Here is a 14,323-nt window from a genome sequence, read left to right on the forward strand (position 1 = left end):
TGGTGTACCGCTGATCAACGACCACTCTGATGACGCTCACGCGGATGGTGTGCTCTGCGCAGCGAAATAAAGGAGGAGCGAAGCGGGGGACATTCGCGGAGCAGAGCACACCGTCGGCGTGAGCGGCGCCCTGAACAGCAAGCGCGTCCATGAACGACGCCCCCCAAGCAGACCCGCAGAGAGTCAGAAGCTCACGCCAGCGACCAGAATGATGTTGGCGTAGGGCGTGCATTCACCCGTGCGGACGATCGCGCGCGCCTTTGCCGTGCGGCGCTTGAATTCTTCGTGCGACACCGTCTGCGGCGCAATACCGAGCGCCTGCGGATACCAGGCCGGCAACGCCTTCGCATCGGTCAGGGCCTCGTTCGCCACGACCATGCTTTCCACCTGCATCTCGGACAGGACAGCCTTCAGCACGTCGGTAATCAACGGCACGCCGCGCATCAGCGCCAGGTCGATGCGCCGCGGCCCGTCGGGAATCGGCAGGCCCGCGTCGCCGATCACCAGCATGTCGCCATGGCCCAGCGCGGCAATCACTTGGGAAAGTTCGGCGTGCAGCAACGGAGAGCGTTTCACAGTGTGATCCAGTCGGGTGGCATGGGGCTGCGCAGCACGGCGTCGCGCTGCGGAATCGAGGGTTGGGCACCGGGCTGCTGGATGCACAGCGCCGCCGCGCGGATGCCCAGGCGCACGGCTTCGTCGAAAGACTGGCCTTCGCCCAGCGCCACGGCCAGCGCGCCCAGGAACGTGTCGCCGGCGGCTGTTGTGTCGACCGCCTGCACCTTCGGCGCGGGGTGGTGACGTGCGCCGTCGGCATCGACCGCCACCGCGCCGCGCGCACCGAGCGTGACGACCACGCGCGCGATGCCCTTGGCACGCAGCGCCTGGCCCGCAACGGCCGCCTCCTGCGGGCTGTCGGCCGACTGGCCGCACAGCGTTTGTGCCTCTATCTCGTTCACCACCAGCGTGTCGATTTGCGGCCACAGCGGCTCGGCAATCGGCTGCACCGGCGAGGGGTTGAGCAGCACCTTGCAGCCCGCGCCGTGCGCCACCGCGATGGCGCGCGCGACCTGGTCCATCGGCGTCTCGAACTGCGTCACCAGGAAGGCCGCGCCCTGCACCTGCTGGCGCAGCGCGGCCTCGTCGATCTCGACCCTGGCGTTGGCGCCGGGAACCATCACGATGCGGTTCTGGCCGCTGTCCTCGACCAGGATAAGCGCGGTGCCGGTCGGCTCGCCGGCCACCGTGCGCAGCGCCGCGGTGTCGATGCCGTCGTGCCGCAGCGCATTGCGCAGGGCCTGGCCGTGGGCGTCGTCGCCAACGCAGCCGATCATGCCGACCTGGGCGCCTTCGCGCGCGCAGCTCACGGCCTGGTTGGCGCCCTTGCCGCCAGGAATGTTGGCGATCGAATGGCCGAGCAGGGTTTCACCCGCGGCCGGCGCGTGCGGCACGCGCAGCACGATGTCCATGTTGAGGCTGCCGAGCACCACGATGCGTGGTGGCTGGCCGTTGCCGCGATGGCTGCTGTCGTGGCTGGAAGAAGAAGGCTGCGGACTCACGGGGTGCGGGACTTTCGGGTTTCCGTTGAAGGCGTTGCGGCGGCGGCACTGCTGGCCGCCGAGGAAGACGAAGAAGAGGGTGCGGCGGTTTCGCGAAAGCTCGCATGCCGCGCCGTCGAGGCGCGCACGCGCAGCTCGGGCTGCAGCACCACCTTGCGGGCATCGCGGCGCTTGCCACCCACGCGCTCCAGCAGCATGTCGACGGCCAGTGCGCCGATGCGCTCCTTGGGTTGCGCCACGGTGGTGAGGGGCGGGCTGGTGTATGCCGAGAGTTCGATGTCGTCGAAGCCGACGATCGAGAGTTCGTCGGGCACGTGCACGCCGCTTTCATGCGCGGCGCGCAACGCACCGATGGCCATCAGGTCGTTGCAGACGAACACGGCCGACGGCTTTTCTTCGGTGCGCAAGATGGCGTGCATGGCTTCGTAGCCGCCCTGGCTCGTGAAGCCGCCGCGCCACAGCAGCGAATCGGCGTTGGCGATGTCGGGCGTGGCGCCGGTTTCGGCCAGCGCCATGCGCCAGCCCTCGATGCGTTGCTCGCTCGGCATCACGCCCACCGGGCCGCCGATGCAGGCGATGCGCTTGTGGCCCAGCGACAGCAGGTGCCGCACCGCGAGCAGGCCGCCCTGCATGTGCGCGGTTTCCACCAGGTCGCAGGCCGGGTCGGCAATCTCGCGATCGACCAGCACGGTCGGCACGCGCAGGCCGTGCAACTGCTTGACCAGCGAATCGTCGTCGCCGGTCGACACCACGATCAGGCCGTCGATGCGGCGCTCGGCCAGCACCTTCAGGTACACGCTCTGGCGGTGCGGTTCGTCGTCGGTGTTGCACAGCACCAGCGTGTAGCCGGCGCCGAAGCAGCGGTCTTCCACGATGCGCACGATCTCGGCGAAGTAGGGGTTGGAGCTGTTCGGAATCAGCATGCCCAGCGTCGAGGTGGTGTTGCTCTTCAGGCTGCGTGCCATCGCATTCGGCACGTAGCCCAGTTCGCGAATGGCCAGCTCGACGCGTTCTCGCACCTTGGGGCTCACGTGGCGGGTGTCGTTGACCACGTGCGACACCGTGGTGACGGAAACCTCGGCCTTGAGTGCGACGTCCTTGATGGTGGCCATGGTGCTTGTTGCCTGTTCTCGGTTCGGTGTGAGGGCGCCGGTTCGTTGTGAGTGCGGCGGGTCAGGCCAGTCGGCGGTCGGCTCGGCGCTGGCGCAGGGTGTCGATGATGACCGCCACCACGATCACGGCGCCGGTGATGATGCGTTTGCTCGGCTCGCTCGCGCCCACTTGCGCCAGCCCGGCTTCGAGCACGGCGATGATCAGCACGCCGAAGAAGGTGTTGACCACCGAGCCGCGTCCGCCCATGAGGCTGGTACCGCCGATGACCACGGCCGCGATCACCTGCAGCTCGATGCCGACGCCGGCATTCGGGTCGGCCGCTTCGAGCCGCGCCGACTGCATCAGCCCCGCGAGGCCGGCCAGCAGGCCCGTGACGGCGAACACGATGATGCGGATCGGCCGCGGGTCCACACCCGCCAGGCGCATGGCCTCCTCATTGGTGCCGATGCCCACCACGTGCCGGCCGAACACCGTGCGCGTGAGCACCATCTGGCCGATGACCACCAGCACCACGGCCAGCACGAAGGCCGCCGAGATGCCGCCGATCCACGGCGCGGCCAGGCCCGAAATGGCATCGCCCACGTACTGCGTGCGCGAGTCGGTGACAAGGTACGCGCCACCACGCACTGCTTCGAGCATGCCCAGCGAAACGATGAAGCTGGGCAGCCGCCAGGCGACCGACACCGCCCCCGTCACCGTGCCGCAGATCAACCCGGTGGCAAGGCCGAGCACGGCGGCCAGGGGAACCGAGAGCTTCCATTCGAGGATGGCGGCGGCCGTCACGGCGGCACTGAGCGCGAGCACCGAGCCGACCGACAGGTCGATGCCCGCGATGATCAGCACGAAGGTCATGCCGACGGCCATCACGGCCAGCGCCGGGATTTCGTTGGCGATGGAGATGAAGGTCTCGCGCGTCAGGAAGTATTCGCTCAGCGAACCGAAGAGCGCGATCATGCCGACCAGCACCACGGTCAGGCCGAGGTAGGTGCCCAGCTGGCCCTTGAGTGCGGATGGCGAAGGCTGCGCGGCCGGCGTGGTGGAGGTCGAGGCGGGTGCGGTCATGGTGTGTCTGCGGTGGCCGGGGTCGAGGCAGGGACGGCGGATGCGGATGCCGTGGCGGGCGGGGTGGCAGGGGGCGCTGTGGGCGTGCGCCCGGTCGCGTCGCTGAAGGCGGCGGCCAGCAGCGATTGCTCGCTCCATTCGCCGCGCTCGAACACCGCGACCAGCCGGCCGGCGCTCATCACGCCGATGCGGTCGCACATGGCCATCAGTTCGCGCAGGTCGCTCGACACCATCAGCAGCGCCTTGCCGGCGTCGGTCATGCGGTCGAGCTCTGCGTACAGGTCGGCGCGCGCGCCCACGTCGACGCCGCGCGTCGGCTCGTCAAGCAGCAGCACCTTGCATTCGCGGTGCAGCCAGCGCGCGAACACCACCTTCTGCTGGTTGCCGCCGCTCAGGGTGGCGACGGGCTGCTCGATGCTGCGCGAACGGATGCGCAGCAGCTCGACGAGCTTCTGCGCAATGTTGCGTTCCTTGGCGCGCTGCAGCCAGCCGGCATGCGAGATGGCGCCCAGGTCGCTCAGCGTCGCGTTGACGCGGATCGACTGGGTGAGCAGCAAGCCCTGGGACTTGCGGTCTTCGGTGACCAGGCCGATGCCGGCGCGGATGGCTTGCATCGGCGAGCGCCAGCCCTTGCGGACGCTCTGGACCGGCTGCGTGCCGGTCGCGCCATTCGTGCCGTCATAGAGAGAAATTTCGCCGCGGTCCGCGCGGTCGGCGCCGAACAGCAGCCGCACCAGCTCGGTCCGGCCTGAGCCGACCAGTCCGGCCAGGCCCATGACTTCGCCGGCGCGCAAGTCGAGGTCGATGTCGCGCACCACCTGCGCGCGCCCGAGGCCGCGTGCGCTCAGCAGCACCGGCCCGGCGACGCGGCGGGCGCGGCCTTCGTGCTCGTGCACCGCGCGGCCCACCATGCGCTGCACCAGTTCGGATTCGCGCACGCCGGCCATGGCCCGCACGTCGACCAGCCGGCCATCGCGCAGCACCGCCACGCGGTCGGCGATGCGCTGCAGTTCTTCGAGGCGGTGCGACACGTAGACGATGGCCACGCCGCGCGCCTTCAGCAGTTCGATCTGCTCGAACAGGTGCGAGGTTTCGCGCGGGGTGAGCATGGCGGTGGGCTCGTCGAGCACCAGCACGCGCGTGTCGTCCTGCAGGTTGCGGGCGATCTCGACCATCTGCTGCTGGCCGATGCCCAGCCGCGCCACGGGCGTGGCCGGGTCGATGTTCTCCATGCCGATCTTCGCCAACTGGCGCGCGGCCAGCTCGTGCAGCTTGCCGCGGCGGATCCAGCCGGTCTTGTTGGGCAGGCGGTCGAGCAGCAGGTTCTCGGCCACCGACAGCGTGGTGACCAGTCCCAGCTCCTGCATCACCATGCGCACGCCCTGGCGCTCGGCGTCGCGCCGCGAGCCCGGCGCAAACGCCTTGCCGTCGAGCAGCATCTGGCCGCGCGTGGGCTGCACCAGGCCGCAGACGATTTTCGACAGCGTGCTCTTGCCGGCGCCGTTCTCGCCCGTGAGGGCCAGCACTTCGCCGGCATTGAGCACGAGCGAGACGTCGTCCAGCACCGGCGCCGCGTAGTCCTTGCCGAGCGTGCGCAGCGAGAGCACTGGCACGGGGACGGCGATGGGGGAAGCCATGGCGGCGGGTACTGCAGCTGTCAAAACCGGCTCTTTCTTTCTCTCGCGCTGTTTCTGTTTACTTGGACGCCTTGGTGACCAGCACCACGTCGGTCTTTACTTCGGCCGGCATTTCCGACTGCTTCTTCTTGTCGGCGATGGCCTTCAGCGCGGTCTCGATGCCGAACACGGCCTGCTTGGCGGCGAACTGGTCGGCCGTGGCGAGCACGCGGCCGTCTTTCAGCATCGGCTTGATGGCGCCGATGTTGTCGTAGCCCACCACCAGCACCTTGCCGGTCTTGCCGGCAGCCTTGACCGCGGCCACGGCGCCCAGCGCCATGCTGTCGTTGCCGGCCAGCAGCGCCTTCAGGTCGGGGTGCTCGCGCATCATGCCGGCGGCCACGGTGTTGCCCTTGTCGATTTCCCACTGGCCCGACTGCACGCCCACCACCGTCACGCCGGCGGCCTTCATGGCGTCCTGGTAGCCCAGGGTGCGCTGCTGCGCATTGAAGGTGGTCGACACGCCTTCGATGATGCCGACCTTGTCGCCCGACTTCAGTTCCTTGGCCAGCGCGTCGCCGACCAGCTTGGCGCCGGCGCGGTTGTCGGGGCCCACGAAGGGCACCTGGATGCCCTTTTCCTTCAGCGCGGCGCCGTCGAGCTGGTTGTCGATGTTGACCACCAGGATGCCCTTGTCGATGGCTGCCTTGATCACCGGCACCAGCGCCTTCGAATCGGCGGGGGCGATGACCAGCGCGTTGATCTTCTGCGCCATCATCTGCTCGACCATCTTGATCTGGGCGGCCGTGTCGGTCTCGTCCTTGATGCCGTTGGCCACCAGCGTGTACTGCGAGGCGTTGGCTTTCTGGTGCGCCTTGGCGCCGTCTTCCATGGTGCGGAAGAATTCGTTGGCCAGCGACTTCATGACCAGCGCCACCTTGGGCTTGTCCTGGGCGAAGACGGGCGATGCGGCCATGGCGCCCAGCAGTGTCAGTGCGGCAGCGCTTTGCAGGGTACGGCGGGTGAACTTCATGGTGAATGTCTCCAGAGGTGGTTGATCAGGGCGGTACGCCGGTCTTGGCCGGGGCTCCGATGTTAACCAACGAAAACGTTTGCGCAAACGTTTGCTAATCGGTGCTAACCCTGAGCTTTCGCGCAGTTCGGAACGGGGCCCAAGACCGGCCGGAAGGGGCACCTGGCGATGCTCGCCTAAAATCGCGGGTTACCCAAGAGGACCTCCCATGAGTTTGCAATGCGGCATCGTCGGCCTGCCCAACGTCGGTAAATCCACCCTTTTCAATGCGTTGACCAAGGCCGGCATCGCGGCGGAAAACTATCCGTTCTGCACCATCGAGCCTAATGTGGGCGTGGTGGAAGTGCCCGACCCCCGGCTCGCGCAACTGAGCGACATCGTCAAGCCCGAGCGCGTGGTGCCCGCCATCGTCGAGTTCGTCGACATTGCCGGCCTGGTGGCCGGTGCCAGCACCGGTGAAGGCCTGGGCAACAAGTTCCTGGCGCACATCCGCGAGACCGACGCCACCGTCAACGTGGTGCGCTGCTTCGACGACGAGAACGTGATCCACGTGGCCGGCAAGGTCGACCCGATCTCCGACATCGAAGTGATCCAGACCGAGCTGTGCCTGGCCGACCTGGCCACGGTCGAGAAGGCGCTGCACCGCCACACCAAGGTTGCCCGTTCGGGTGACAAGGACGCGCAGAAGCTGGTCGCGCTGCTCGAGCGCTGCCAGGCCGCGCTGAACGAGAACACGCCCGTGCGCGCGCTGGAGTTCACCAAGGAAGAGCAGCCGCTGGTGAAGAGCTTCACGCTGATCACCGCCAAGCCCGCGATGTTCGTCGGCAACGTGGCCGAAGACGGTTTCGAGAACAATCCGTACCTCGACCGCCTGCGCGAGTACGCGGCCAAGCAGGGCGCGCCCGTGGTTGCCATCTGCGCCAAGATCGAAGCCGACCTGGCCGAGATGGACGACGAAGACAAGAAGATGTTCCTGGCCGAAATCGGCCAGGAAGAGCCGGGCCTGAACCGCCTGATCCGCGCGGCCTTCAAGCTGCTGGGCCTGCAGACCTACTTCACCGCCGGCGTGAAGGAAGTGCGCGCCTGGACCATCCACATCGGCGACACCGGCCCGCAAGCGGCCGGCGTGATCCACGGCGACTTCGAGAAGGGCTACATCCGCGCCCAGACCATCGCCTTCGACGACTACATCGCTTTCAAGGGCGAGCAGGGCGCGAAGGACGCAGGGAAGATGCGTTCGGAAGGCAAGGAATACGTCGTGAAGGATGGCGACGTGATGAACTTCCTGTTCAGTTCGTAAAAGCTCGCCCCCAGGCTGCGGCGCACTTCGTGTCGCTTCGCCAACCCCCTACCGGGGGCAACACCAGCGGCCCGGCAAAGCCGGTTCCGCGGTGTTTCACGAAAAGAGTCCGGGGCCTTCTTTCGTTGTTTGTTCGGTAGACTCCGCGCGCCCCGAATTCCTTCACAAGGCCCGCGTCCATGCTCACCGTCCACCACCTCAACAACTCGCGCTCGCAGCGTGTGCTCTGGCTGCTCGAAGAACTCGAGCTGCCTTACGAAATCGTTCACTACCAGCGCGATCCGAAAACCATGTTGGCGCCCGCTTCGCTGCGGGCCGTTCACCCGCTGGGCAAGTCACCGGTGGTAACGACGGATGATGGCATCGTGCTGGCGGAATCGGGCGCGATCATCGAGACGCTCGTCGAGCGTTTCGGCAACGGCCGGCTGGCGCCCGCGGCCGGCACGCCGGAGGCAGTCCGCTATCGCTACTGGCTGCACTTTGCCGAAGGCACGGCGATGTCGCCGCTGCTGCTCAAGCTGGTGTTCGACCGGATCGAGACGAGCAAGATGCCGTTCTTCGCGAAGCCCATCGCCAAGGCCATCGCGGCCAAGGCCAAGTCGGCGTTCATTCATCCGAACATCGCGAGCCACCTGAACTACATGGAGGCAGAGTTGGGCAGGAGCGAGTGGTTTGCCGGCAACGAATTCACGGGTGCCGACATCCAGATGAGTTTCGTGGTCGAGGCCTCGCAAGCGCGCGGCGGGCTCGACGCGAAGCGGCCGAAGCTGATGGCGTACCTGGAGCGCATCCACGCGCGCCCGGCGTACAAGCGCGCGCTCGAGCGCGGCGGCCCTTACGAATTGCTGAGCTGAGGCCTCCCCGGCCTCATGACGGGAACACGTACAAGAGCGCGACCGTCATGCAGACGTAGCGCAGGAATTTCCCGATCGCCATGTAGGCCACGCAGGGCCAGAACGGCAGCTTGAGCCAGCCCGCCACGGCGCACAGCGGATCGCCGACGATGGGCAGCCAGCTCAGCAGGCAGGCCTTCGGCCCGAGCCGCTCGAGCCAGCCGAGTACCCGAACATGATGTTTCGAGTGCGAGTATTTGTCGGCCACCTTGTGCGCGCCGTAGCCCATCCACCAGTCGACCGCGCCCCCCAGCGTGTTGCCGACGGTCGCCACCGCGATGGCCTGCCAGAACAGGTCGGGGTTGAGCTTGAGCAGGCCGAACAGAATGGGTTCGGAGCCTACCGGCAGAAGGGTCGCGGAGACGAACGCGGCGACGAACAGGGTCGAGAGACCGTACTGCGGCAGCGCCAGCAGTGCCATGAGGGAGTCGAGCCAGGCTTGCATAGAGTCGGCGCAGTATAGGCAGCGCTCACGTCGCGGCCACGTGGGAGAAGGCCCCGCGAACTACTGGTGTTTACGCCTGTATCGCGGGCGCAAATCGTTTCAGTCGCTGAAATGCCACGTGGCTACAATCGTGCCTCATTTTTCAGCAGCCGAGCTCGCACCGCTTCCTTCCAAATGACCTTGCAGATCGGCACCCACACGCTGGAAAACCGCCTGTTCGTCGCGCCCATGGCCGGCGTGACGGACCGGCCGTTCCGCATGCTGTGCCGCGAACTCGGCGCCGGCTATGCGGTCAGCGAGATGGTCACGTCGCGCAAGGAACTCTGGGGCACGCTGAAGACGTCGCGCCGCGCCAACCACGACGGCGAGCCAGGCCCCATTGCGGTGCAGATTGCCGGCACCGACGCGGCCATGATGGCCGAGGCCACGGTCTACAACATCGAGCGTGGCGCGCAGATCATCGACATCAACATGGGCTGCCCGGCCAAGAAGGTCTGCAACAAGTGGGCCGGTTCGGCGCTGATGCGCGACGAGCCGCTGGCGCTTGAAATCGTGCAGGCCGTGGTCGATGCGGCGCAGCCCTACAACGTGCCGGTCACGCTCAAGATGCGCACCGGCTGGAGCGAAGAAAACCGCAACGCCGTAAAGCTTGCGCGCGATTTCGAGTCGGCCGGCGTGCAGATGCTCACCGTGCATGGCCGCACGCGCGAGCAGGGCTACAAGGGCTCTGCGGAGTACGACACCATCGCCGCCGTGAAGGCCGCCGTGCGCGTGCCGGTGGTGGCCAACGGCGACATCCGCTCGCCCGAGAAGGCACGCGACGTGCTCGCGGCCACCGGCGCCGACGCGGTGATGATCGGCCGCGCCGCGCAAGGCAGGCCGTGGATCTTTCGCGAGATTGCGCACTTCCTGGAAACCGGCGAACACCGCGCGCCGCCGCTGGTGGCGGAAGTGCGGCGCTTGCTGCTCGACCACCTGGTGGAGCACTATGCGCTGTACGGCGACTACAGCGGCGTGCGCACCGCGCGCAAGCACATCGGCTGGTACGTGCGCACACTGCCCGATGGCGAGGCCTTTCGCGGGCGGATGAACACCATCGAGGACTGCGGCGAGCAACTGCGCGCCGTCGGCGATTATTTCGACGGGCTTGCGGACCGCATGGACCGCATGCCTGCACACCAGGCAGACGAAGAGCTGTCGGGTGAAGAGGAGGCGGCTTGCGCCGTCGATTGAGAAGAAGAGAAGAAGCAATGAGCAAGAAACATATCGAGGACTGCGTGCGCACCAGTCTGGACAGCTACTTTCGCGATCTGCGCGGCACCGAACCCGACGGCATGTACGAGATGCTCGTGCGTGTGGTCGAGAAACCCCTGCTCGACGTCGTCATGACGCGCGCGGAGGGCAACCAGTCGAAGGCCGCGCAATGGTTGGGCCTGAATCGCAACACCCTTCGCAAGAAGCTGGTCGAGCACAAACTTTTGAAATAACTCCACGGCATATCCCATGGCCCAGACTGCACTCATCTCCGTCTCCGACAAAACCGGCATCCTTGAATTCGCGCAGGCGCTGCATGCGCTGGGCATCAAGCTGCTGTCCACCGGCGGCACCGCCAAGCTGCTGGCCGACGCCGGCCTGCCGGTGACCGAAGTCGCCGACCACACCGGCTTTCCCGAAATGCTCGACGGCCGCGTGAAGACGCTGCACCCGAAGATCCACGGCGGCCTGCTGGCGCGCCGCGACCTGCCGGCGCACGTGGCGGCCATCAAGGAACACGGCATCGACACCATCGACCTGCTGGTGGTCAATCTCTATCCGTTCGAAGCAACGGTGGCCAAGCCCGGCTGCACGCTCGAAGACGCCATCGAGAACATCGACATCGGCGGCCCGGCCATGGTGCGCAGCGCGGCCAAGAACTGGAAGGACGTGGGCGTGCTGACCGACGCGTCGCAGTACGCCGTGGCGCTGGCCGAACTGAAGGCCGATGGCAAGCTCGCCGACAAGACCAAGTTCGCTTTCTCGGTGGCCGCGTTCAACCGCATCGCCGACTACGACGGCGCCATCAGCGACTATCTTTCGGCCATCGACTTCGACGCCAGCATCGGCCAGCCCGCGCCCAAGCGCTCGCTGTTCCCGGCGCAGAGCAACGGCCGTTTCGTGAAGGTGCAAGACCTGCGCTACGGCGAGAACCCGCACCAGCAGGCCGCGTTCTACCGCGACCTGTATCCGGCGCCCGGCTCGCTGGTGTCGGCCAAGCAACTGCAGGGCAAGGAGCTCAGCTACAACAACATCGCCGATGCCGATGCGGCGTGGGAATGCGTGAAGAGCTTCGACGTGCCCGCCTGCGTGATCGTCAAGCATGCCAACCCCTGCGGCGTGGCCGTGGGCAAGGACGCGGCCGAAGCCTATGGCAAGGCCTTCAAGACCGATCCGACCTCGGCCTTCGGCGGCATCATCGCCTTCAACCGTCCGGTCGATGGCGCGACCGCGCAAGAGATCGCCAAGCAGTTCGTCGAAGTGCTCATGGCACCGGGCTACACGCCCGAGGCGCTCGAAGTGTTCCAGGCGACCAAGGCCAAGCTCAATGTGCGCGTGCTCGAAATCGCGCTGCCCAAGGGCGGCACCACGGATTGGGACAACGGCCGCAACGCCATGGACGTCAAGCGCGTCGGCTCGGGCCTCTTGATCCAGACCGCCGACAACCACGAGCTCGCGGCCAGCGACCTCAAGGTGGTCAGCAAGAAGCAGCCCACGCCGCAGCAACTGCAAGACCTGCTGTTCGCATGGAAGGTCGCGAAGTACGTGAAGAGCAACGCCATCGTGTTCTGTGCCGATGGCATGACCATGGGCGTGGGCGCCGGCCAGATGAGCCGCCTGGATTCGGCGCGCATCGCGAGCATCAAGGCCGAGCACGCCGGCCTGTCGCTGAAGAACACGGCCGTGGCCAGCGACGCCTTCTTCCCGTTCCGCGACGGCCTCGACGTGGTGGTCGACGCGGGCGCAAGCTGCGTCATCCAGCCGGGTGGCTCGATGCGCGACCAGGAAGTGATCGATGCCGCCGACGAGCGCGGCGTGGTGATGGTGCTGTCAGGCGTGCGCCACTTCCGGCACTGACCGGCGGAGCGCTCCAGGGTTCGGCGGCCGCGAGACTTACTCGTGGTTGCCGAACCTGTATTTCAATTGGAAGGTCAGGGCGCCGTACAGCCGGTTCTTGATCGTGGGCACGTACGCGATGTTCAAGCCCCAGTTCTTGCCTTCGATGGCCGCCGTCGGAATGATGGCCGGGAACCAGTTGCCGTTGCGGTAGTTGGGGTAGCCGTCGAAGCCGCCCACCACCGCGCCGAACTTCACGCCGTAGAACTCGAAGGGCAGTACATACAGCCCGACGTAGTTCGACTGCTTGCGGTCGCTGTTGTGGAAGGTGCCTGCCGTGATGCGGTAGGTGTCGCTCAGCGGGTACTCGAAGCCCAACCCCTGGTTGACGTTCTCCAGGCCTTTGCCGCTGTCGAAGTGCGCTGAATAGAAACCCGGATTGATCCAGATGTTCTTCGGCTCGAAGGACTGCGCAAGCGCGAGGCCGGGAAAAAGAAGAAAAGCACTCAATGCCGGCAGCAGGCGCAGGGCGTTCATGGTCGATGGCGTTCTGAAAATCTCCCGGGCCGCTTCTGTGGCGGCCGCGAGGTTTTCCTCCCCGTGTGCTGCGCTCGCGAAGCCTGCTTCGCAGAGCGCGGGGGCAATATACACGTCGCGCTTCCGAAAGCCGCGAACGCACGCGCCGATTTTTTTGCGTGATCGGCTGTCTTCGGCATGGCATGCCGCCGTGCTTGCGCGGCAGCGGCACTGCGGCTGCGGCGTCAGCGCTTCTTGAAGATGTCCCGCGCGGCCTCGATGGTGGCCGCGATGTCTTCGTCGCTGTGCGCGGCGCTCACGAAGCCTGCTTCGTAGAGCGCCGGCGCGATGTACACGCCGCGGTCGAGCAGGCCGTGGAACAGCGCATTGAACTGCGCGTTGTCGGTGGTCATCACGGTCGCATAGTTCTGCGGCAGGTCCTTCATCAGGAAGAAGCCGAACATGCCGCCTTCGCTGTCGGCGTTGAAGGGCTGGCCCTCGGCGGCCGCAGCGGCCTTCAGGCCATCGACCAGCGCACGCGTCTTCTTGCCCAGTGCTTCATAGAAACCGGGCTTGGCAATTTCCTTCAGCGTGGCAAGGCCGCAAGCCGTGGCCACCGGGTTGCCCGACAGCGTGCCGGCCTGGTAGACCGGTCCCTGCGGCGCCAGCTGTTCCATGATGGCGCGCGGACCGCCGAAGGCCGCGAGCGGCATGCCGCCGCCGATGACCTTGCCCAGCACGGTGAGGTCGGGCTTGACGCCCAGCACGCCCTGCGCGCCGTGCAGGCCCACGCGAAAGCCGGTCATCACTTCGTCGAAGATCAGCAGCGCGCCGTGCTTGGTGCACAGCTCGCGGCAGCGTTGGGCAAACGCGGGCGTGGCGCGCACGAAGTTCATGTTGCCGGCAATGGCTTCGATCATCAGGCAGGCGATGTCGTTGCCATGCAGCGCGAAGGCTTCGTCGAGCTGCTGCAGGTTGTTGTACTCGAGCACGATGGTGTGCTGCACCACCTCGGGCGGCACGCCGGCCGAAGTCGGGTTGCCGAAGGTGGCAAGGCCGGAGCCGGCCTTGACCAGCAGCGCATCGGCATGGCCGTGGTAGCAGCCCTCGAACTTGATGATGCTCTTGCGGCCGGTGGCGCCGCGCGCCAGGCGAAGCGCGCTCATGGCGGCTTCGGTGCCGGAGCTGACGAGCCGCACCATTTCCATGGAGGGCACGAGCGCGAGGATGGCTTCGGCCAGTTCGATCTCGCGTTCGGTCGGCGCGCCGTACGAAAAGCCTTCGAGCACGGCTTTCTGCACCGCCTCGACCACGGCGGGGTGGCCGTGGCCCAGGATCATGGGGCCCCAGGAGCCGATGTAGTCGATGTAGCGCTTGTCGTTGGCGTCCCAGAAGTAGGCGCCCTGGGCGCGCTGGATGAAGCGGGGCGTGCCGCCGACGGCCTTGAAGGCGCGCACTGGCGAGTTCACGCCACCGGGGATGACGGCGCGGGCGCGCTCGAAAAGAATGTCGTTGCGGTCGGTGTTTGGCATCGCTATCTCGGGAAGTTTCTGTGGAAGGCGTTCAGGGGATTTTCTTGAGGATGCGTTCGGGGCTCGTGCACAGGACACCGGGTACTTCCCTCCGCGAATGTCCCCCGCTTCGCTCCTCCTTTATTTCGCTGCGGGAAGCACCCGATGCCCTGCGCACCTGGGCA

14 protein-coding genes are annotated in these 14,323 nt (G+C 66.7%); 5 read left to right on the forward strand and 9 right to left on the reverse strand.

Annotation, left to right across the window (positions count from 1 at the left end):
- Positions 1-183 precede the first annotated feature (183 nt).
- From rbsD to DBV14_RS14195, 6 genes are all read right to left on the reverse strand, one after another.
- Positions 184-576, reverse strand: a complete 393-nt coding sequence (rbsD, locus tag DBV14_RS14170; RefSeq protein WP_124459813.1) for a D-ribose pyranase — start codon at positions 574-576, stop codon at positions 184-186.
- Positions 573-1,559 carry a ribokinase gene (rbsK, locus tag DBV14_RS14175; protein ID WP_124459814.1) on the reverse strand — a complete coding sequence of 329 codons (987 nt, stop codon included), beginning with the start codon at positions 1,557-1,559 and terminating at the stop codon, positions 573-575. The genes rbsD and rbsK overlap by 4 nt, the downstream gene beginning before the upstream one ends.
- On the reverse strand, positions 1,556-2,671 hold the full coding sequence (locus DBV14_RS14180) for a LacI family DNA-binding transcriptional regulator (protein ID WP_124459815.1): 1,116 nt from the start codon (positions 2,669-2,671) through the stop codon (positions 1,556-1,558). Before DBV14_RS14180 ends, rbsK begins: the two co-directional genes overlap by 4 nt.
- A 61-nt stretch (positions 2,672-2,732) precedes the next feature.
- Positions 2,733-3,734: an ABC transporter permease gene (locus DBV14_RS14185; protein WP_124459816.1), complete on the reverse strand. Its 1,002-nt coding sequence runs from the start codon at positions 3,732-3,734 to the stop codon at positions 2,733-2,735.
- Positions 3,731-5,371, reverse strand: coding sequence for a sugar ABC transporter ATP-binding protein (locus tag DBV14_RS14190; RefSeq protein WP_124459817.1), 1,641 nt, complete (start codon positions 5,369-5,371; stop codon positions 3,731-3,733). Before DBV14_RS14190 ends, DBV14_RS14185 begins: the two co-directional genes overlap by 4 nt.
- Before the next feature lie 58 nt (positions 5,372-5,429).
- Positions 5,430-6,383, reverse strand: a complete 954-nt coding sequence (locus tag DBV14_RS14195) for a sugar ABC transporter substrate-binding protein (protein ID WP_124459818.1) — start codon at positions 6,381-6,383, stop codon at positions 5,430-5,432.
- Positions 6,384-6,591: 208 nt separating this feature from the next.
- On the opposite strand from DBV14_RS14195, the gene ychF reads away from it, so the two are divergent.
- Both ychF and DBV14_RS14205 read left to right on the forward strand, forming a co-directional pair.
- Positions 6,592-7,683: a redox-regulated ATPase YchF gene (gene ychF / locus DBV14_RS14200; protein WP_124459819.1), complete on the forward strand. Its 1,092-nt coding sequence runs from the start codon at positions 6,592-6,594 to the stop codon at positions 7,681-7,683.
- A gap of 179 nt (positions 7,684-7,862) precedes the next feature.
- Positions 7,863-8,537, forward strand: coding sequence for a glutathione S-transferase (locus DBV14_RS14205; RefSeq protein WP_124459820.1), 675 nt, complete (start codon positions 7,863-7,865; stop codon positions 8,535-8,537).
- A gap of 13 nt (positions 8,538-8,550) precedes the next feature.
- On the opposite strand, the gene DBV14_RS14210 is transcribed toward DBV14_RS14205, so the two are convergent.
- Positions 8,551-9,021, reverse strand: coding sequence for a YqaA family protein (locus DBV14_RS14210; protein WP_124459821.1), 471 nt, complete (start codon positions 9,019-9,021; stop codon positions 8,551-8,553).
- A gap of 174 nt (positions 9,022-9,195) precedes the next feature.
- Between DBV14_RS14210 and dusB the strand changes: the two genes are divergently transcribed.
- From dusB to purH, 3 genes are read left to right on the forward strand one after another with little or no spacing between them, the layout of a single operon-like run.
- Complete coding sequence (gene dusB, locus DBV14_RS14215) at positions 9,196-10,254, forward strand: tRNA dihydrouridine synthase DusB (protein WP_124459822.1); 1,059 nt, start codon at positions 9,196-9,198, stop codon at positions 10,252-10,254.
- 17 nt (positions 10,255-10,271) lie between these two features.
- On the forward strand, positions 10,272-10,508 hold the full coding sequence (locus tag DBV14_RS14220) for a Fis family transcriptional regulator (RefSeq protein ID WP_007838304.1): 237 nt from the start codon (positions 10,272-10,274) through the stop codon (positions 10,506-10,508).
- A 16-nt stretch (positions 10,509-10,524) separates the two neighbouring features.
- Positions 10,525-12,132, forward strand: a complete 1,608-nt coding sequence (gene purH / locus DBV14_RS14225) for a bifunctional phosphoribosylaminoimidazolecarboxamide formyltransferase/IMP cyclohydrolase (RefSeq protein WP_124459823.1) — start codon at positions 10,525-10,527, stop codon at positions 12,130-12,132.
- A gap of 36 nt (positions 12,133-12,168) precedes the next feature.
- Here purH and DBV14_RS14230 read toward each other — a convergent pair whose 3' ends face one another.
- Together DBV14_RS14230 and hemL are read right to left on the reverse strand one after the other, a co-directional pair.
- Positions 12,169-12,648: a hypothetical protein gene (locus DBV14_RS14230; protein WP_124459824.1), complete on the reverse strand. Its 480-nt coding sequence runs from the start codon at positions 12,646-12,648 to the stop codon at positions 12,169-12,171.
- Between the two features lie 224 nt (positions 12,649-12,872).
- Positions 12,873-14,159, reverse strand: a complete 1,287-nt coding sequence (gene hemL, locus DBV14_RS14235; RefSeq protein WP_124459825.1) for a glutamate-1-semialdehyde 2,1-aminomutase — start codon at positions 14,157-14,159, stop codon at positions 12,873-12,875.
- Between the last annotated feature and the right edge of the window lie 164 nt (positions 14,160-14,323).

It is taken from the genome of Variovorax sp. KBW07, assembly GCF_003852515.1.
Taxonomy (GTDB): Bacteria; Pseudomonadota; Gammaproteobacteria; order Burkholderiales; family Burkholderiaceae_C; genus Variovorax.